Raw genomic sequence first — 20185 nt, forward strand, 5'->3', positions numbered from 1 at the left:
CTGCCAGCACCGGGTTGTCGTTATGATCAGCTCATAGCGCCTTCAGCAAGGAGCGGCTCGGTCGGCTCGCTGGTGCGTGCGGCGACCACGAAGCTGGCCAGGTACATGAATACCCCGATGCCAAAGCTCACACCTGCGGCCAGGCGCATCCAGTAGATCACTGTGATCGCATCCTGAGTGGCCATGAAACCTAGCGCACCGGCATCGTCCGGAATGCGTTGCAACCAGATCTGTACCACGCCGGCAGCGGTCAGCAACAGAGTGATCAGCAGCATGCTGATGCTCATGGTCCAGCAGGAGGCGATCTCCAGGCGTTGTGACTGCAGGCTGTTGGCTTGCCGTCCGTGCAGGATCGGCCAGGCGTAGGAAATGATTGCCAGCACGATCATTACGTAGGCGCCATAGAAGGCCAGGTGGCCGTGGGCCGCAGTCAGCTGGGTGCCGTGGGTGTAGTAGTTCACCGGTGCCAGAGTGTGCAGGAAGCCCCATACACCCGCGCCGAGGAACGCCATGATGGTGCAACCGACTGCCCAGGTGACGGCCGCCTTGTTGGGGTGGTCGCGGCGACGCTGCTTGAGCATGCTGAATGCGAAGACCATCATCATGAAGAACGGCAGTGGTTCGATAGCCGAGAAGATCGAACCGATCCACAACCAGTATTCCGGGGCACCGATAAAGAAGAAGTGGTGGCCGGTTCCGAGAATGCCGCTGATCAGAGCCATGGCGATGATCAGGTACAACCATTTCTCGACGACTTCACGGTCTACGCCGGTAGTGCGGATCAGAATGAACGCCAGGATGGCACCCAGGATCAGTTCCCATACACCTTCAACCCACAAGTGCACGACCCACCACCAGAAGTACTTGTCCATCACCAGCGAGGCGGGGTTATAGAAGGCGAACATCCAGAATGCTGCCAGACCGATCAGACCGGTTGTCAGCACCATGCTGACCACAGTCTTGCGACCCTTGAGCACGGTCATGATGACGTTGAACAGAAAGCCGATAAACACCAGGGCCAGGCCGATCTTGGTAATGGTCGGCTGCTCAAGGAATTCCCGTCCCATGGTCGGGAAATACTTGTTACCTGTCAGCTCCGCCAGCGTCGCGTAGGGCACAGCCAGATAGCCAATGATTGTCAGCGTGCCGGCTGCGGCAAATACCCAGAAAAGTATTTTAGCCAGCAAGGGACTATGCAGCTCGCACTGGGTTTCCTCGGGTAGCAGGAAATAGGTCGCGCCCATGAAGCCGAACAGCAGCCACACGATCAGCAGGTTGGTGTGGACCATGCGGGCCACGTTGAAGGGTATTTCCGGGAACATGAAGTCGCCGATGATGTACTGGGTTCCGAGGATCAGACCGAATACGATCTGACCGACGAACAAAATCATGGCGAAAGCGAAGTAGGGCTTCGCTACCGACTGACTTGCGTATTTCATAGTGTGATAATCCTTGCGTAATGGGAACCGGGTAAGCTTCAGCCTTCCTTGTTCGGCGGCCACTCATTGGTATCGATTCGCGATGTCCAGATCAGGAACTCGGACAGGGCGCGGTGTTCTTCGTCGGTCAGATTGAATTGCGGCATCTTGCGGCGGCCAGGCACGCCGATTGGTTGCGCCTTCATCCAGGCGGAGAAGTACGCATGAAAGGCTTCTTCGTTACCCATACCGCGTCGGTCAAACACGTTGCCCAGTTCCGGTGCGAAATAGGCACCCTCGCCGAGCAGGGAATGGCAGCCAACGCAGTTGTTCTTCTCCCAAAGCTCCTTGCCATGCTCGACTTCGGCGGTGAGCATGTCCCGATTTTCGCGCTCCGGTATTGCTACCACCGTATCGACGGTCAGTCCTATAAACAGCAGCATGAAAAACATGCCGCCCCCGTAGTAGATATTGCGGGCCATGCCCTTGGTGAAACGCTCCGACATGATTACTTCCTCATCGTGTTAGTAGTTCGAAAGCTGGGACTAACCAGGCTTCATGCACTGGTTTTCATTCGTTGTGTGGATGCTGCGGGTTGGTTGGTGGAGCCAAAGTGCGCTTTGACCACGTCCAGAATGGCGGCCTGAGTGGTCGGATCGTCACTCAACGGCTGGGCCAGACAGGCCTCGCAGGCAGCAATGGGATCGAGGCCGGAACGCATCAGGCGGGCGGTATGAATGAGTAGTCGGGTCGAGGGCGCTTCCTCCAGGTCATGGGTGCCGAGATGGCGTAACGCGTTGCATAGCTGAACCAGCCGGGTAGCCAGCTCAATGTCCACGCCAGCTTCGCGGGTGAGAATTTCGATTTCGGCTGCTGCTTCCGGGTAATCAAAGGTCATTGCCACAAACCGCTGGCGGGTGCTCGGCTTGAGTCCCTTGAGCAGGTTGCGGTAGCCGGGGTTGTAGGACACCACCAGCATGAAACCGGGTGCGGCTTCTAGGCACTCGCCCGTCGCATCCAGCGGCAGGATGCGCCGATCATCCGCCAGTGGGTGCAGTACCACGGTGGTGTCCTTGCGCGCCTCGATGATTTCATCCAGATAACAGATGGCGCCTTCGCGCACCGCGCGGGTCAAGGGGCCGTCTTGCCAGTAGGTGCCATCGCTGCCGATGAGATGCCGACCGACCAGGTCAGCGGTGGTCAGATCGTCGTGGCAGGCAACGGTGTATAGCTTGCGGCCCAGGCGCTCGGCCATATGCTGTACGAAGCGGGTCTTGCCGCACCCTGTTGGCCCTTTGATCAGCACAGGGAGCTGGTGCTGGGCAGCCTGCTCGAACAACTCGGTTTCATTACCGGTCGCCCGATAATAGATTGCGTCATTATCGCGTTGACGCAGTGTGGTCGTATTTGCCAGTTGGTTCATGTTTGTCGTCCTGATCTGGATCCGTTTCGGTGGATTTGCGCTCACCGAAGCGAATCGGATGCTTGTGCAGGACTATAAGCAAGCACCATGCCAATTCGTATATAGTTGTTTTTAAAGGATTTATCAGCAGATGAGTATTTTCGACCCAACTTGATGATGGTAAATATTACCTCCATGGGTTGGATGTACCGTTTCGCTTCGCGCTTTATCTATAACCGCCGACAGAGTCAAGAGATAAGAATGGGTATGGCAGTTATGAAGACAGTTCTTCACTATCTCTCGAGCTCACTAACAGGTTTCCGTCAACCTGCGACCTAAGGTCGCGCTAGGCAACGGAAAGATGACCTTTTAGGTGCGTCTAGCTACTAGTTCTGGGATATGGCAGAAGATGAGCGCTGGTGAACGTTAACGTGCGCCGCGCCCGAGCTCTCCCAGGTGCGGTTGTAATTGACCGGTATCAATTCGGCACGCTCAAAGGAGGTCTACACTCATGCCCAAACCCCGCAAGTCACCTCGTTAGTACCCGGAGTCCCGTTAGATGACACACCCAATTAGTGCCGCATGGGTATGCAGAGCTATTATCTGCATCGTCCTTGGGCTGGGAGCCTTTCAAACTGCTGTTGCCCAGGAATATGCAGAGCTTGTGCAGCAGCGAATCGATACCGCATTGCCTGATGTCGACACTATTTCCGAACCTGAGGGTGAGTACAACGTCCGTACTCTGTATGCAGGTGAAGAGGTAGTCGGTTATACCTACCAAAGCATCGATGTCACCACTATTCCTGCCTATTCGGGCAAACCCATTAATCTCCATGTGATCCTGGATCCGCGGGGCGTGGTCCGTGATGCCTACGTACTGGAGCATCATGAGCCCATTCTGCTGATTGGAATTCCCGAGCAGAAACTGCACGACTTTACGGCCAAGTATGACGGCATCTCCGTCAACCAGCGTGTTGTGGTGGGCCGTTCACGGGACGAGAACGCGGTCACTATCGACGCTGTGAGCGGCGCGACGGTCACCGTGATGGTGGTCAATGAGATCGTTATGGGCACTGCCCATACGGTGGCGGTATCGCTGGGGCTGGTCGAAGCAACGAGTGGTGCGGGCGCTGCGCCTGCCATCGTACGCGATGATGTATATGAAAAGGCTGACTGGGCGACCCTTACCGGCAACGGTGCAATCCGCCGTCTGCACCTTACTCATGGCCAGATTGATGAAGCCTTCCGCGGTACAGAAGCAGAGGGCATAGACGAAGCGGCCCCTGATCAGGTCGATTCGACATTTATCGATATGTACGCCGCGCATCTCAACCCGCCGACCATTGGTCGCAACCTGCTCGGTGATAATCAGTATCGCTTTCTGATGGAGGATCTCGAGCCCGGCGAGCACGCCATCGCGGTGATGGGCCGTGGAGACTATTCGTACAAAGGGTCCGGCTATGTACGTGGCGGTATCTTCGACCGGGTGCAGTTGCGGCAGTTTGGCGAGATGGTCAGCTTCCGGGATATGGATCATGAGCGGCTAACAGATGTGTTCGCTGAGGGCATCCCCGCGTTCGATGAAATGTCGATTTTCATTGTGCGCGAAAACCATCGCTTCGATCCCGGCGCACCCTGGTCGCTGGAATTGCTGGTTCGCCGGCAAACCGGTCCGGTCAGCAGCATGTTCACCAGCTTCGAGCTGCCATACCAGCTGCCAGAGGACTACATCGAACGGCCAGAGCCAACTGAGCAGGAGCTGGCTGCCATCGAAGAGGCCAACCGGCCGATGTGGGTAAACATCTGGTATCAGCAGAGCTGGAAGATCGGCGTGGTCGTTACGGCACTGCTGGTGTTGCTCGGCATTCTGTTCTTTCAGGACAAGCTCACCAAGCATCCGACCATGCTGCACTGGCTGCGTCGCGGTTACCTGATCTTCACCGTGGTCTTTCTCGGCTGGTATGCGCTGGGGCAGCTGTCGATAGTCAACGTGCTGACCTTCGTGCACGCCGTGTTTCAGGACTTCCGCTGGGAGCTGTTTCTTACCGATCCGATCATCTTCATCCTCTGGGTCTTCACAGCGGCCAGTATTCTGCTCTGGGGTCGCGGGGTGTTCTGCGGCTGGCTATGCCCCTTCGGCGCGCTGCAGGAATTGATCAACGAAGCGGCGCGCAAGTTGAAAGTGCCGCAGTACGAGCTACCCTTCGTGGTACATGAGCGACTGTGGGCGATCAAATACATAGTGCTCATGGTGCTCTTTGCCATATCACTGGAATCCATGTCTGTCGCAGAGCAGGCGGCTGAGGTAGAGCCTTTCAAGACGGCCATCACGCTGAAATTTGATCGTCAGTGGTGGTTTGTGTTGTATGCGGTGATCCTGCTGGTAGTCAGCATCTTCACTCGCAAGGTTTACTGCCGTTATATCTGCCCGCTCGGTGCAGCGCTGGCTATCCCATCGAAATTCCGCCTGTTCGACTGGTTGAAGCGTCGCAAGGAATGTGGCGATCCGTGCCAGCTGTGCGCCAAGGAGTGCGAGATCCAGGCAATTCATCCGGATGGGCATATCAATCACAACGAATGCCATTACTGTCTGGATTGTCAGATGACGTATCACAACGACGAAAAATGTCCGCCCTTGATCCTCAAGAACAAGCGCGCCCGAAAAGGAAAGAAGGAGCCCGTACCCGAGCTGATACCTGTACACGTGGTTGAACCTTGAGCGCCCGACAACCGAAACGTTCAAGATCCGAATTTGAAGACAGATGCTGTATCCAAGGAGCTAAAGAATGAGTGACAAAGAGAAGAAAAGCACCGAAGTACTCGAGTCCAAGGGCCTAAGCCGCCGTGGCTTCCTCGGTGCCAGCGCCATGACTGGCGCAGCCGTTGTCGGTGCGACAGCGCTGGGTAGTTCGATCATGAGCCGTGAAGCCTTTGCCGAGGCTGCCAAGGAAGCCAAGTCAAAGACCCACGTGGCGCCGGGCGAGCTGGATGACTACTACGGTTTCTGGAGCGGTGGACACCAGGGTGAAGTGCGCGTGATGGGCGTTCCGTCGATGCGCGAGCTGATGCGTATTCCCGTATTCAACATCGATTCTGCGACAGGTTGGGGTCTGACCAACGAAAGCAAGCGCATCATGGGCGACAGTGCCAAGTTCATGAACGGCGACTGCCACCACCCGCACATCTCCATGACTGATGGCAAATACGACGGCAAGTATCTGTTTATCAATGACAAGGCCAACAGCCGCGTTGCCCGTATCCGTCTGGATATCATGAAGTGCGACAAGATCACCACGATTCCCAACGTGCAGTCGATCCATGGTCTGCGTCTGCAGAAGGTGCCGCATACCAAGTATGTTTTCGCCAATGCCGAATTTATCATCCCGCACCCGAACGACGGCACCAATTTCGATCTGTCGGGTGATGATGCTTACACCATGTTCAACGTCATTGATGCCGAAAGTATGGAAGTCGCGTTTCAGGTGATTGTTGACGGTAACCTGGACAACACCGACGCCGATTACACCGGCAAGTACGCAGCGGCAACCTGCTACAACTCGGAAGAAGCGACCGACCTGGGTGGCATGATGCGCGCTGAGCGCGACTGGGTAGTGGTCTTCAATATTCCGCGCATTGAAGCCGCGATCGAGAAGGGTGATTTCGCCACTCTGGGCGATTCCAAGGTGCCGGTGTTGAATGGCCGTGCCGGTTCCGAGCTGACGCGTTATATCCCGGTTCCGAAAAACCCCCACGGGCTTAACACCTCTCCGGATGGCAAGTACTTCATTGCTGCTGGCAAGCTGTCGCCCACCGTCACCATGCTGGCGATCGACCGTCTGGACGACCTGTTCGATGACAAGTTCGAGGATCCGCGCGAAGTGGTGATCGCCGAAGTCGAGTTGGGTCTGGGGCCACTGCACACCACATTTGACGGGCGCGGCAATGGTTACACAACCCTGTTTATTGATAGCCAGATCGTCAAATGGAACATGGATGACGCGATACGCGCTTACAACGGCGAAGACGTGAAGTACATCAAGCAAAAGCTGGATGTCCACTATCAACCAGGTCATACCCATGCCTCGCTGACGGAAACATCAGAAGCAGACGGCAAGTGGCTGGTAGTACTCAGCAAGTTTGCCAAGGACCGCTTCCTGCCGACAGGCCCGCTGCATCCTGAGAACGATCAGCTGATCGATATCTCCGGCGATGAAATGAAGCTGGTTCATGATGGTCCTGCTTTCGCCGAGCCGCATGACTGCATCATGGCGCGCCGTGATCAGATCCGCACCAAGAAGATCTGGGACCGCGATGATCCGTTCTTTGCCGAAACCGTGAAAAGCGCGGAAGCGGATGGCATCAACCTGACTGCCGACAACAAGGTAATCCGTGACGGCAACAAGGTGCGTGTATACATGACCTCCTTGGCGCCTGCTTTTGGCGTGACCGAGTTCACCGTGAAACAGGGCGACGAAGTAACTGTGACCATCACCAACATTGACCAGATCGAGGACGTGACTCACGGCTTCGTCATGGTGAACCATGGTGTGAGCATGGAAATCAGCCCACAGCAGACCTCTTCCATTACGTTTACCGCCGACAAACCCGGCCTGTTCTGGTACTACTGCAGCTGGTTCTGCCACGCGCTGCATATGGAAATGTGTGGACGGATGATGGTCGAGCCTGCCTGATAAGCAGCGGCCTGATAAGTAGATTGTCAGCACGTATTACAGCCCGGCGAATTCGCCGGGCTGTTTTCCTATAGCACCCGAAGAAGGTAACAGCAGTGCCGAAAAGACTGGCGAGAGTGGTTTCGCGCCTTGGTGCAGTATGTGCATTACTGTACGTTTCTGGAGTTGCCCAAGCGGCTCCCCAGAATATTATCGACTTGCCACTGTCTGCCGACAGTGACAACCGCTGGACCCTCCCTGAAGGGGAGTATCAGGGCCAGTTTCTTATTGATCAGACTATCCACCTGCGTTGCGAAGACGGCGCAATATTACGCGGACAGGGCACCGGTCACCTGGTCGAGATTAGAGCCCCGGACGTCACCCTCGAGAACTGTACCTTGCGGGATTGGGGGGCGAACCTGACCGATCTGGATGCGGGGATTTTTATCCATCCGCAAGCCGAACGAGCGACGCTGCGCGGTAACCGGCTTCGGGGGCCAGGTTTTGGCATCTGGATCGATCAAGCCAATGACGTCAGCGTGATCGGCAACGACATCCAGGGCGATGAGACGGTTCGCTCGCAAAACCGTGGCAATGGCATCCATATGTTCAGTACCAAGGGTGCCCGCATTATCGATAACCATGTGCGTCACGCACGTGACGGCGTATATATCGGCAATTCCAACGGCAATCAGATCGAGGGCAATACGCTGGAAGATCTGCGCTACGGCGTGCACTACATGTTTTCCCACGACAATACGGTCATCGGTAATACTACGCGCAATACCCGTACCGGCTATGCGCTGATGCAGAGCCGTCAACTGACGGTCACCGGTAACCGCTCCGAGCACGATCAGAATTACGGCATTCTGATGAACTACATCACCTACTCCACGATAAGCGATAACTTCGTATCCGATTCGCATCAGGGGGATGGTGACGCCATGATCTCCGGCGCGGAAGGCAAGGCGTTATTCATCTACAACTCCTTGTTCAATACCATAGAAAATAATCACTTTGAAAACAGCGGCTTGGGGATACATCTTACTGCTGGTTCTGAGGATAACAAGGTCAGTCGTAACGCCTTCGTCGGCAACCAGCAGCAGGTCAAATACGTCGCCACCCGCACCCAGGAATGGTCAGTGGGCGGGCAGGGGAACTACTGGAGTGATTACCTCGGCTGGGATCGCGATGACGACGGCATCGGTGATGTGTCCTACGAACCAAACGACAACATCGACCGATTGCTCTGGCTTTACCCGCAGGTGCGCTTGTTGATGAACAGCCCAGCTATTGAACTGTTGCGCTGGGTGCAGCGTGTTTTCCCGGTCACCAAATCACCGGGCGTGCAGGACAGTCATCCGTTAATGCAGCTACCGGCCGACAGTCCGGCACTGGCTCAGGAATCCACTCGATGAATGCAGTTGAAATCCAGAATCTTACCCAGCGTTACGGCGCCATGACGGTGCTTGAAGAGTTGAACCTGACGCTGGGTGAAGGTGAAGTGCTTGGGTTGTTCGGGCACAACGGCGCGGGCAAGACCACCACCATGAAACTCATCCTCGGCTTGCTCAACGCCACCGAAGGCCAGGTACGTGTACTGGGCTGCGAGCCGAACGATCCGCAGGTGCGGCGTACACTCGGCTATCTGCCTGAGAACGTCACCTTCTACGGACAGCTCAGCGGCCGCGAAACCTTACGGCATTTCGCACGCCTCAAAGGCGCCCCGGTCAGCCAGACCGAGCAGCTACTGGAACAGGTCGGCCTGAGCCATGCGGCAGACCGTAGAGTGCGCACCTACTCCAAGGGCATGCGCCAACGCCTGGGGCTGGCGCAGGCCTTGTTGGGTGAACCGCGGCTGCTGCTGCTTGATGAACCCACCGTGGGCCTTGATCCTGTAGCCACTGAAGACCTGTACAGCCTGATCGATGGACTTCGCCAGCAAGGTTGCAGTGTCATCCTGTGTTCCCACGTGCTGCCGGGTGTCGAGCGGCATATCGACCGCGGCGCCATTCTGGCCGGAGGTCGCCTGCAAGCGGTTGGCACACTGACCAGTCTGCGCCATGAAGCAGCATTGCCGGAGCGTATCCGGGTCAGCGGGGTGGTTGACCGGGAGTCCTGGATGCAACGCTGGAACGCAGCAGGCCATAGCGCCACGCCGCTCGGCCACGACGGTATCGAAGTAGTCGCGCGGGGTGATCAGAAACTCAACCTGCTCAGGCAGCTGCTGGCCGGCGAAAAGCTGACTGACATCGAAATCCATCAGCCATCGCTTACCGACCTGTACCGCCACTATATGGACAAGGCTAACGGGGTGTCTGCATGAACCAGATATGGAATATCGCGCGCAAGGAACTCAATGACGGCCTGCGCAATCGCTGGTTGCTGGCGATCAGCCTGGTGTTCGCGCTGCTGGCAGTCGGCATCGCCTGGTTTGGCGCCGCCGCGTCCGGTCAGGTTGGTTTTACTTCGATTCCGGCGACTATCGCGAGTCTGGCCAGCCTGGCGACCTTCCTGATGCCGCTGATCGCGCTGATGTTGGCCTACGATGCGATCGTTGGTGAAGAGGAGGGCGGCACACTGATGTTGCTGCTGACTTACCCGCTTGGCCGCGGACAGATACTGCTGGGCAAGTTTTTCGGTCACGGCCTGATTCTGGCGCTGGCCACCTTGATCGGCTTTGGCTGCGCTGCCGTCGCTATCGCGGTGCTGGTCGAGGATGTCGAACTGAGTCTGTTGGTATGGGCGTTTGGCCGCTTCATGATCTCCTCGACGCTGCTCGGCTGGGTGTTCCTGGCGCTGGCCTACGTGTTGAGCAGTCTGGCCCGGGAGAAGTCGACCGCGGCAGGCCTGGCCCTCGGCCTATGGTTTCTGTTCGTGCTGGTGTTTGATCTGGCCCTGCTGGCTGTACTGGTGATCAGCGAAGGCAAGTTCAACCCTGAACTTCTACCCTGGTTGCTGCTCTTCAACCCCACTGATATCTATCGGCTGATCAACCTGACCGGCTTCGATGTGGGTAGCAGTGCGGTCGGGGTACTGACGCTGGGTGATGATCTGCCCATATCCGGCTGGCTGTTGTGGGCGTGTCTGGTTGGCTGGGTTGGTATTTCTCTACTTCTGGCTTATTGGTTGTTCCGTCGACGGGTTGTGTAGCCCCAAGGAAATGAAAATGATGCGTTATCTTCAAGGGCGCAGCGCGCGCCTGGTTGCCATTACCCTGGTGAGTCTGGGCCTGCTGGCCTGTGGCACGGAGGAAGAAGAACAGGTCGTACGTGAGCCGGTGGCATTCCATCAGGACGATTCATGCCATGTTTGCGGAATGGTGATCAGTGAGTTTGAAGGGCCCAAAGGGCAAAGTGTGGGCAATAATGGCGTGCGCAAGTTCTGCTCCACCGCCGAAATGCTCGGCTGGTGGTTGCAGCCGGAAAATCGCATCAGTGATGCGTCATTGTTCGTCCATGACATGGGACAGAGTGAATGGAGCGCACCGGATGATGCGCACCTGATCGACGCGACGACTGCCTATTATGTTATCGACACTCCGCTGAAGAGCGCGATGGGCGCGACGCTGGCCAGCTTTTCGGACGAGGCCGCAGCGCAGGCGCTCGCCGACGAGCACGGCGGACGTGTGCTGCGCTTTGAAGAAATCGATCAGCAGGTACTGCAGCAGGCCGCTGCCTCCCAGCACGGCGATGGCGGCCATTGAACGCATGCCTGGGAGTGTAGCGCGGTGCGCTACGCCCGGTTCCGCGTCGCCGGACTATCGAATAGCTCCGGCGACGCGGCCCATCCGTGATATCGCTTAGTGATCGAGCGCTTCAAAACTCTCATCGTCAAAATAGGTAGCGTAGTTGTTTAACGCACCCACCATCCGAATAGCGCCATCGCGTCGGGCCTGGTTTTCTGCCTCTCCCTGCATCGCGTTGGCACTAGCCATCAGATCCGCAATGATCAGATGCAACTGCGCATCCGCTTCCCCCTCCAGCTCGCAGTGGTCGATCATATAGTTGACCTGTGTGTTCACGCTGTCGGCCAGCTTCTCGTACTGATCAACAGCAAGTTCATCCTGGTGAATCACAGGCATCAACGGGTGGAGATCGCTTCTCAGCATAGCCATTGCCTTACGCAGTGGCGCGTCGGATTTCCACTGGCTACCGTTGTCCAGGTGCAGCGCATTTGCATCGGCGCCCTGTTGTTGGTGCGCTGCATCGCTGTGCTCGTGGGCGGCGGTTTCGGCATAAGACAGACTCACCGGAACAGCCGTGAGGGCGATTGCCAGAACCAGGCCAAGAGTTTTGCTAGGCATCAGATATGCTCCTTGAATAGACGTCAGAACCAAATTTTTGGTTTCTTGACTTATATCAAAGCAAGGTCCGTGCCGCATAGCATCTTGTTGATTTATATATCTTTTTATCGGAAGTGGTCGAACGAACCACCTGAGGGTAAGGTGCTTTCAACCATTATGGTGATATGAACCCATCAGGGACACGGCTTCAACTTTCCGGTCGTGCCCAGAGCCAGATGGCTACGCATAGCAGGAACGCCGGTAGCAGCCAGCGCACCAGATCAGGCGCGGGGGAGATCCAGATCATGACCACGCTGCTCAGCATCAGTGCCGAGGCAAACCATTTGGCCTTGCGCGGTACAGCGCCATCGTTGCGCCAGTCGCGTATCAGTGGACCATAGCGTTCGTGGGCCAGAAGGCGGGCTTCCAATGCAGGCCACCCGCGGGAGCCGGCCCAGGCAGCGACGAGCAGAAAGGGAGTTGTCGGCAGGCCTGGGAGCACGATGCCCAGAGCACCCAGTCCGAGACTGACAGACGCCAAGGTGCGCCATAATAATTGCCTGAACATGAATTCAACTTCCGGCTGAGGATTCAGCTGTAAACGCTTTCCGGGCAGCTGTCTCAGGCAAACTCGGCCAGCAGTCTGCTGACGCTCGGAATCTGAATATGGCGGCCCTGGCTGCCGATCAATCCGAGGTCTCGCAATGTGGCCATCGCCCGGGACAAGGTTTCCGGCTTGATCGACAGTCGCGCAGCGATCAGGCCCTTGGGTAAGCCAAGATCCAGTTCGACCTTGTCGTCCGAGCGGTCCTTGATCTGACTGACCAGGTATAAGGCAAAGCGCTGCGTCGCATTCTGCAGCGTCAGGTTCTCGAGCTCATCAAGTCGCTGATGTAGGCGAACACTCAGGTGGCCCAGCAACCTCAGGCAGGTTTGCGGATTGGTCTCGAGACTGCGCAACATCAGTTTGTTTGAGAAACCCACCAGCTGGACCGGCTGTAACGCCTCGGCACATACAGGGTAAACAGGCCGCTGCATAAACATCACAGCTTCAGCGAAGGTATGACCCGCCTGAATGACCTCGACCACTTTTTCCTTGCCGTCGGGCGAGATACGGAACAGCTTCACAGCACCTTCGAGCACCAGAAAGAATCGCTCGGCCGGGTCACCCTGGCGCAGGATCAAGGTCTGGGCAGGGTACTCGCGGTAAACGGTCTCTGCCAGCATTTCGGTCTGAACCTCAGGCGGAAACGACGACAGCATCGGATGCTGGAGGATTCGGTGATGATGTTGTGCAGACAGTTGCATGGTCGGAATTCGCGTTTGGATGTGCGTGGGAGGGTAAGCACTTGATCTGGATCAAGCCATGCCTCTTTATGGGTAGATCATAACCGAGGCCTTCCGCCGGTACTACCCAAGGGGATGTGGTCGGAGGTGGTAGGCTCACGTGGATACGCAAGGCGAGGGGGATATGCGATTAAGAGTCGACGTTAAACCAGCAAGCGCCTGATCCACTCCAGTAGCACCGCCGGTAGCCGCTGCGGTGAAGGCAGCAAGGCGTAGCGGTTTGCCCCGAACACCTTGGGCAGGTAGGCGGCGGCCTGTCGGTCGATGGTCAGGCAGAAGGGGAAAATGCCTTGTAGAGACGCCTCATTGACTGCCTGGCGCATGTCCTCCACCCCATACTGTCCTTCGTAGTCATCAATGTCGTTGGGTTTGCCGTCGGATAACAGTATAAGCAGTCGGTGTTCAGCACCCTGTTGCATCAGGCCACTGGTTGCGTGGCGCAGGGCGGCACCCGCGCGGGTATAGTGTTCGGGTTCGAGAGCGGAGATGCGCAGTGCGATGGCATTGCTGTAGCGCTCGTCAAAGCCCTTGATTTCACGCACGGTAACACCGCCAGGTCCTTCACCGGAAAACGCCTGCACGGCGTAGGGCTCGCCCAGACTTTCCAGCGCCATGCATACCAGCAGCACAGCCTCGCGTTCGACATCAATGATCCGTCGATTACCCGACACCCAGCCATCGGTGGACCCGCTGACGTCTATCAGCAAGGTGATGGCCACATTCCGGCGGATGGCACGACGGGTCTGATATAAGGCGTCGGAGCGTGGCAGCCCGGCGCGAAAGTCCGCATGATTCTCCAGATAGGCGTCCAGATCGATGTCGTCGCCATCCTGCCTGCGCCGCAGTAGCACGGGCTCGGCGCGTAGCATCTCGAAATGCCGGCGAATTGAATTCAGCATGGGCCGATGCTTTCTCAGCGTCTCATCAACCCATTCCTGTGGGCCGGCGCCTGCATCAAGCAGCCGCACTGTTGCGCCTGGATCGCGGTAACTGCTGCTCTGGTAGTCCCATTCCGGATAGCGTATGCGCTTGCCCCGCGGATCACTGCGTCCGGCTGCGCGACGGGCACGTTCCTCTGGGGGGTCATCGGTGAGGAGCACCTCCTTGGGTCTGCCGGGAGTCGAGATCAGTCTGGCTTCGGGGAGCTCGGATACCAGCTCACCGTATTCGGTGGCACTGGTGGCATCATCCAGATCAACCGGACGTTTGAGCCCCATCGGATCCTCGGCGTGTTCGTGGCCTCCTTCAGGATGCACCATCCAGGGGCCCGGACCTGAATCATCGTCTTCATCATCCTTGGCTTCGCGGATCGTCGGCCTTCGATCGAGTCTGGCACTGCGCGGTGCCGGGGCGTCATGCTCAGTCTCGTCCGTGGCGTCGGCCGCCGGTCCCAAACCGTGCTGCTGGGAAACCGGGGTAGGTAGCAATGCACCGGTCCAGCAATCAGGGTACAGGGGATGCAGTCCCATAAGTCGCCGCGAACTGTCGTCAGGCGCAAATTGAGCCGTCATGTCGGCCGCCAGCTGCAGGGATTGATCCGGGGTAGGACAAAGCAGCGCTTTCGGCGGCTCAGCGCACGGACTCTGTAGTAACTGGCGCAGGAATAACTCGAGTTGCTGACGGGGCGCGGAAAACCGCTCCAACTCGGGGCGCGCTGCCAGTGCCTGTTGGCGGGCGACATCCAGCGCGCCGCGCATGCCGGGCAGCAGCTGGCTCAGAGCCTGGTCGGCATTGAACGCCTCCAGCAATAGATACAGATCCCGCAACAGTGGGTTCATGTCCGGCGCGATGAGCGCCGCGCTGCCGCGTTCAACGCGCATCGCCTGTTGCAACGCCAGGACGCGATACCAGGCCGACCCGAATGTGACGTCAGGCGTGCCGGCATCGCGTGGAAGCCAGATGCTGACACCATCCGTTGCGGGGATGGCAGCGCGGGTGCGTGGTGCAGGATCGCGCCTGAACACCAGCGTCAGCAGCGTTGAGCGCGCGCCCATTTGCGCCACGCGGATCGGGAAACGATTGGCGAACACCCCGGTGCACAACAGGTCGAGGCGACTGGCAACATCGTTCAGGGTGAGGAGTACAGGACCCGGAGGAGGGGGACGATACCGGCGCCATAGGTTCCGGGTGAAAATCGTGGCGTGGCGCGCGGCATCGGTGATTACATCTTCAGCTTCGGCCATGGATACTCAGATAAAGGTGGCGTCGACAAGGTCGCGCATGGCGGCGACCAGCGATTCGTCGTCGGACAGAGGCGAGATCACCGCTGCGTAGCACGCCGTGCGAGGCTTGATGCCACTGGCGATGAGGTTGGCGGCAGCAATCAGCAAACGCGTGCTCGGCACCTCAGCCAGACCGTGGTCGCGCAATTCACGCAGCCGAACGGCGAGGGCAACCAGCGCGTGTGCGGTGGGCTCGTCGATACCGCTTTCGCTGGAAACAATGTGCGCTTCTCGCTCGGGCGGCGGAAAATCCAGATCCATCGCAACGAAACGCTGCCGGGTACTGGGCTTGAGGTCCTTGAGCATCCGCTGATATCCCGGATTGTAGGACACCACCAACTGAAACCCCGGAGCGGCGACGAGTTGTTCACCGGTCTTGTCCAGCGGCAGGATTCGGCGATGATCCGTCAGTGAGTGCAGTATCACCACGGTGTCCTGCCGCGCCTCGACCACCTCGTCAAGATAGCAGATGGCACCTTCCCGAACGGCCCGGGTGAGCGGCCCATCCTGCCAGACGGTGTCGTTGGCTCGAATCAGAAAACGACCGATCAGATCACTGGCAGTCAGATCATCGTGACACTGGACAGTCACCAGCGGCCGTCCCAGTTTCCAGGCCATATGTTCAACGAAGCGCGTCTTGCCGCAACCGGTAGGCCCCTTGAGCATGACCGCCAGATTGCGGGAGTGAGACTGCTCAAAAAGTTCAACTTCATCTCCGCTGGGGACATAGAAGGGTGCCTCCCCCTGCTGGGGAGGCACTTGTGTGGACATGACGGTCAAACTCGGGTCCTCGCATCGTCAACAACCGGTTCGCGTGGTGACAGCTGCTCCGTGTCGTCCGAGATCATCAGACGTGGCGGGAACCGGAAGAAGTCGTAGATAAACAAACCCACCCCGGTAACAAAGACCGTGCCTGTGGCGATCAGCATCAGGAAGTGGACCTGAATCTTGAGCTGCGCATCCAGGTAGCCCATGCCCATCACGCGTTCCAGATACACCTGACCGATGCCTGCCGTGGCGAAGGACAAGGTCATGCCGAACATGCCAGCCAGCTGCAACCAGAACGCCCAGTAACCCATGGTGGTGCCGCCTTCCGGACGACCGCGGGTTAGCGCCGGCAGGGCGTAGGTGATCATCGCCAGAATGATCATCACGTACGCACCGTAGAACGCCGCGTGCCCGTGCATGGCGGTAATCAGCGTGCCATGGGTCCACTTGTTGATGCCCGGCCAGGTGTGAGCCAGCCCCAACAGACCGGCGCCAAACAGGGTAAATACAGCGCTACCGACCGCCCAGTGCAGCGCAAGGGCATTGGGGTGCGCCATACCTGAACGGCGGATGGCGCCGTAGGCAAGGACCGCCATACCGACCAACGCTGCAGGCTCGAGCGCACTGAACATACCGCCAATGGGCAACCAGTAGGTCGGCACACCCACCCAGTAGTAATGGTGCGCAGTACCCAGGATGCCGGCGATAAATACCAGCGCGACGATCACATACAGCCACTTTTCCATGACTTCGCGATCCGCGCCGGACAGGCGAATCAACAGATAAGCCAGGAACGAGCCCATGATCATCATCCACACGCCTTCTACCCAGAGGTGGATGGTCCACCAACGATAGAAGATCGACACGGTATAGTTTTCATAGTGCAGCAGGGCAGGGATGAACAGTACCGCGGAACTGACCAAGCCGAGCAGCAGGACGCCCTCTGTGGTGGTGAAGCGCCCGGACTTCTTGATGGTCATGCCGATGTTGTAGAGGAATATCCCCATACACAGCACGATAACCAGCTTTTGCGGCAAGGGTTGTTCAAGCAGCTTATTGCCCGTTCCGTAACGGAACAGGTAGCCAATAATGGCCGTAACCCCCATCAATACCCAGAGAATGAGCTGAATATAAGCCAGCTTCACACTGTACAGTTCACGTCGTGATTCTTCTGGTACCAGCCAATACGTACCGCCCATAAAACCTGCCAGTACCCAGACAATCAGCAAGTTGGTATGGATTACCTTGGTCACATCAAACGGCAGAACGTAAAGCAGCGGGTCAGGACCAAGATATTTGGTGGCCGATAGCAGACCGAATACCATCTGCAATCCGAATAGCCCCATCGCTACTGCGAAATACCAGTAAGCAACTGATTGGGATTTATAGCGCATGTTTGTTCTCCGTCAACTTTTTATGGCGCGCGGCGCAATTCATTTGAGCGAGGTCAAATAGGCCACCAACTGGTCTATCTGCTCTTCGGTCAAGCTTTCCGGATAAGTCGTTGGCATGAACGACACGCCGTCCGCCGAGAACATGCTGCCAGGTACCAGGTGCGCGCTCGGGCTGACGATGGATTCGCGGATGTATCCCTCGACATCTGTCGCTTCGCCGGTGTACTCGTCAGACGCAAGCGTCTGTTCTGCTCGATCCAATAGTCCCGCCATCGTCGGGCCCGCCATGGTCACGCCAGGAGCGATGGAGTGGCAGGCATTACAAGATGGCACCGCGGTGTTGAACAGCTTCTCACCCAGTGCGCGGGGGTCAGAGCCGCTGTCCACGGGCGTCACACTCGGGTCAGTGGTTACGTCAGCACCAGGCTGATGCTGTGCGAAGCTGTTGGTCACCAGAATAGGACGCGGCGGCCAGCCCTGGTTATCAACATTGGCAACCCAGTCGAGGAAGATAATCAGGTCATTGATTTCCTCCTCGCTGAGATCCTGTTTGGGCATCAGCCTGCGATGAATTTCCTCGTCATAGAAATTTGACGGATCACGCATATAGGCTTTTAGGTAAGCTTCGCCCCTATGTTGAGTGATCTTCGTGAGATCGGGCGCGTAATAAGCACCTTCGCCGAACAAGGTATGGCAATTGATACAGTTATATTTATGCCATACGTCTTTGCCGTGGGTGACCTGAGGAGTGATGGCATCGGCGTTGGTCAGCTCTGGAAATTGCCGATGGCTATCAATGGTCAGAACCAGAAACACCAGAGCCGATATCGCCGTGGACGCTAGAGCGAATATCCTGGTTTGTCTTTTATTCATTTTTTTCCGCCCGCCAGATTGTCAAAGAAATCCCTTACATCTCATACCGAGATCCCGTTCCAATATTTGATTGACATAAAAGTGGCATAACAAATTGCAATAACCATAAAAAACAGTACGGCAAAGCCGATAATTTTCATGGAGCTGACTAAGCGTTGCATAGATCCCCCGGCGCTTCAGTTAAATCACGTGGTTAAGTGATAGCAGTGAACCGGCATATGGGCAAATTTGGAAGTGGAAATAAAGAGGTATTGAATGCCCGGGATGCCCGGGTTAGAGGGGTCAGACTTGGAGGGAGAGTGGCGGATGTAGAACAGGTAACGAGGCGAGCAGGAGGGCAGCTAACTTGAACATTTTCGCGCGGGTGTCCGGATTATCCAGACACCCGCCCGCACAACCTGATTAACCCGGTCTGCCGTCCGGGCGTGGCTTGCAGAGCAGCGGAGCGTAGTACCAGAGGTACAGCGCAAAGGCGATGCTCCAACACAGCACGGCAAGCCAGAAGCCTGCGAGTGCAGACCATTCGATCAGCCACACCCGTGCAGGAACCGCCACACTGAGCAGAATGAAGGCCAGGTTCATGTAACTCGGTGGCTGCAAAGGACGCCCGGTATGCCCCAGCGTAACGCGCGCCAGCATGGCGAGGATCAAGCCTGACATACCGCCGATGGCCATCAGGTGAGTCGCCTGACTCAGGCCAATTTCCCAGCCCGCATGCCACATTGCCATGGCGAGCAGTGCAGCGGCCATCCAGGCGTAGGCGACGTGCAGCGACCACAACAGCGGCACGCCCCAGATGCCCGGATGGTACCAGCGGACTAGACGCATGATCTGCGCTGCGGCCACCAGCAGGAACAACGGCACCTGCCAGATACTGACTGCCAATCCCCAGCCACTGAGCATCAGCACTGCTATCAGAATACTGCCGACCAGAATGAAATTGTCCAGCCAGGGCAGGGCAGGCGACGCCGCAGGCAAATCGAGACCGCGCTGGGTGAAGAACGGAATGACCCGTCCGCCGATGACAGACATCAGCGCGGCGACCAACCACAAGGCACCGAGCGCACCCCGACGCTGCAGCAGATCGTCGCCTGACTGAATGCCGAGCATCGAGCACAGGTTGCACAGTGCAAGTAAACCGAGCACCACGAGAATTGGCGCGTTACGGTACTGGCGCACCTGCCACAGATTCCCGCCAAAGGCGATCGCAACCGCTGGAAGAAATGCCAGTTCCAACGGCATCAGCAACCACAGGGGCGCATTCGCGAGCCAGGCCACGCGCGCCGCCAGCCATAATCCAGCCAGCAACACCAGTGGCCTACCGCTCAGACCAGGCACACCTGTCCAGTTTTGCACTGCGGTCAACAGAAATCCGGCGATGATTGCAGCAGAAAAGCCGAACAACATCTCGTGCCGATGCCAGGCCAACCAACCGCCGGAAGGCTGCCACGCGGGGATATATCCCAGAAACGCAGCAATCCACAAGGGGATGGCAAGCAAGGCATAGGCCGCGCCGGCCAAAAAAAATGGCCTGAAGCTCAACCCGAACAGTGCGATGGGTCTGGTACTGCTGCTTTGCATAATGGTCTCTCTTGGTCAATCAAAGGTCACGCGTTCAACCGGCTGGCATCAGCAGGTCCAGACATTGCGCTGGCGGAGCCGGGCTCCCTTGCCCGATCTCTGAGCGCGTTGCCCGGTGTCCTGCCTGGGCTCAGCACGACCAAAGGTGTGCTGGTTTGTCAGTCGGCCGCTGCTCCTGCTGCTATGACCACTGTAAACGAAGCCAGCTGTAAAGCGGTCGACAAG

The 20185-nt window shown here is 57.5% G+C and carries 17 protein-coding genes; 6 read left to right on the forward strand and 11 right to left on the reverse strand.

Going from position 1 to position 20185, the window contains the following annotated elements:
* Positions 1-26 precede the first annotated feature (26 nt).
* The 3 genes from FHK95_RS12240 to FHK95_RS12250 are packed head-to-tail and all read right to left on the reverse strand — an operon-like array spanning position 27 to position 2841.
* Positions 27-1439: a cbb3-type cytochrome c oxidase subunit I gene (locus tag FHK95_RS12240; RefSeq protein WP_150304915.1), complete on the reverse strand. Its 1413-nt coding sequence runs from the start codon at positions 1437-1439 to the stop codon at positions 27-29.
* A 38-nt stretch (positions 1440-1477) separates the two neighbouring features.
* Complete coding sequence (locus tag FHK95_RS12245) at positions 1478-1924, reverse strand: c-type cytochrome (protein WP_150304916.1); 447 nt, start codon at positions 1922-1924, stop codon at positions 1478-1480.
* A gap of 50 nt (positions 1925-1974) precedes the next feature.
* Positions 1975-2841, reverse strand: a complete 867-nt coding sequence (locus tag FHK95_RS12250) for a CbbQ/NirQ/NorQ/GpvN family protein (RefSeq protein ID WP_150304917.1) — start codon at positions 2839-2841, stop codon at positions 1975-1977.
* Positions 2842-3379: 538 nt separating this feature from the next.
* On the opposite strand from FHK95_RS12250, the gene nosR reads away from it, so the two are divergent.
* From nosR to FHK95_RS12280, 6 genes are all read left to right on the forward strand, one after another.
* On the forward strand, positions 3380-5539 hold the full coding sequence (gene nosR, locus FHK95_RS12255) for a transcriptional regulator NosR (protein ID WP_150304918.1): 2160 nt from the start codon (positions 3380-3382) through the stop codon (positions 5537-5539).
* Between the two features lie 67 nt (positions 5540-5606).
* A complete protein-coding gene (gene nosZ / locus FHK95_RS12260) occupies positions 5607-7511 on the forward strand; it encodes a TAT-dependent nitrous-oxide reductase (RefSeq protein ID WP_150304919.1) in 1905 nt (634 codons plus the stop codon).
* Positions 7512-7618: 107 nt separating this feature from the next.
* Positions 7619-8908, forward strand: a complete 1290-nt coding sequence (locus FHK95_RS12265) for a nitrous oxide reductase family maturation protein NosD (RefSeq protein WP_150304998.1) — start codon at positions 7619-7621, stop codon at positions 8906-8908.
* Complete coding sequence (locus FHK95_RS12270; RefSeq protein ID WP_150304920.1) at positions 8905-9816, forward strand: ABC transporter ATP-binding protein; 912 nt, start codon at positions 8905-8907, stop codon at positions 9814-9816. Before FHK95_RS12265 ends, FHK95_RS12270 begins: the two co-directional genes overlap by 4 nt.
* Positions 9813-10643, forward strand: a complete 831-nt coding sequence (locus FHK95_RS12275; protein ID WP_150304921.1) for an ABC transporter permease — start codon at positions 9813-9815, stop codon at positions 10641-10643. The genes FHK95_RS12270 and FHK95_RS12275 overlap by 4 nt, the downstream gene beginning before the upstream one ends.
* A gap of 19 nt (positions 10644-10662) precedes the next feature.
* Positions 10663-11196, forward strand: a complete 534-nt coding sequence (locus FHK95_RS12280; protein WP_150304999.1) for a nitrous oxide reductase accessory protein NosL — start codon at positions 10663-10665, stop codon at positions 11194-11196.
* A 96-nt stretch (positions 11197-11292) separates the two neighbouring features.
* On the opposite strand, the gene FHK95_RS12285 is transcribed toward FHK95_RS12280, so the two are convergent.
* The 8 genes from FHK95_RS12285 to FHK95_RS12320 form a co-directional block, all read right to left on the reverse strand.
* Complete coding sequence (locus FHK95_RS12285) at positions 11293-11796, reverse strand: hypothetical protein (RefSeq protein WP_150304922.1); 504 nt, start codon at positions 11794-11796, stop codon at positions 11293-11295.
* A 187-nt stretch (positions 11797-11983) separates the two neighbouring features.
* Entirely contained in the window at positions 11984-12343 is a 360-nt protein-coding gene (locus FHK95_RS12290; RefSeq protein WP_150304923.1) for a YbaN family protein, read from the reverse strand.
* Between the two features lie 53 nt (positions 12344-12396).
* Positions 12397-13083, reverse strand: coding sequence for a Crp/Fnr family transcriptional regulator (locus FHK95_RS12295; protein ID WP_150304924.1), 687 nt, complete (start codon positions 13081-13083; stop codon positions 12397-12399).
* 182 nt (positions 13084-13265) lie between these two features.
* Positions 13266-15305 carry a nitric oxide reductase activation protein NorD gene (locus FHK95_RS12300; RefSeq protein WP_150304925.1) on the reverse strand — a complete coding sequence of 680 codons (2040 nt, stop codon included), beginning with the start codon at positions 15303-15305 and terminating at the stop codon, positions 13266-13268.
* A gap of 6 nt (positions 15306-15311) precedes the next feature.
* Positions 15312-16115, reverse strand: coding sequence for a CbbQ/NirQ/NorQ/GpvN family protein (locus FHK95_RS12305; RefSeq protein ID WP_150304926.1), 804 nt, complete (start codon positions 16113-16115; stop codon positions 15312-15314).
* 5 nt (positions 16116-16120) lie between these two features.
* Positions 16121-17506 carry a cbb3-type cytochrome c oxidase subunit I gene (locus tag FHK95_RS12310; protein ID WP_150304927.1) on the reverse strand — a complete coding sequence of 462 codons (1386 nt, stop codon included), beginning with the start codon at positions 17504-17506 and terminating at the stop codon, positions 16121-16123.
* Between the two features lie 39 nt (positions 17507-17545).
* Positions 17546-18379, reverse strand: a complete 834-nt coding sequence (locus FHK95_RS12315) for a cytochrome c (protein WP_150304928.1) — start codon at positions 18377-18379, stop codon at positions 17546-17548.
* 402 nt (positions 18380-18781) lie between these two features.
* Positions 18782-19960, reverse strand: a complete 1179-nt coding sequence (locus FHK95_RS12320; RefSeq protein WP_150304929.1) for an NnrS family protein — start codon at positions 19958-19960, stop codon at positions 18782-18784.
* Positions 19961-20185 lie beyond the last annotated feature (225 nt).

It is taken from the genome of Pseudomonas saliphila, assembly GCF_008638345.1.
Lineage (GTDB): Bacteria > Pseudomonadota > Gammaproteobacteria > Pseudomonadales > Pseudomonadaceae > Halopseudomonas > Halopseudomonas saliphila.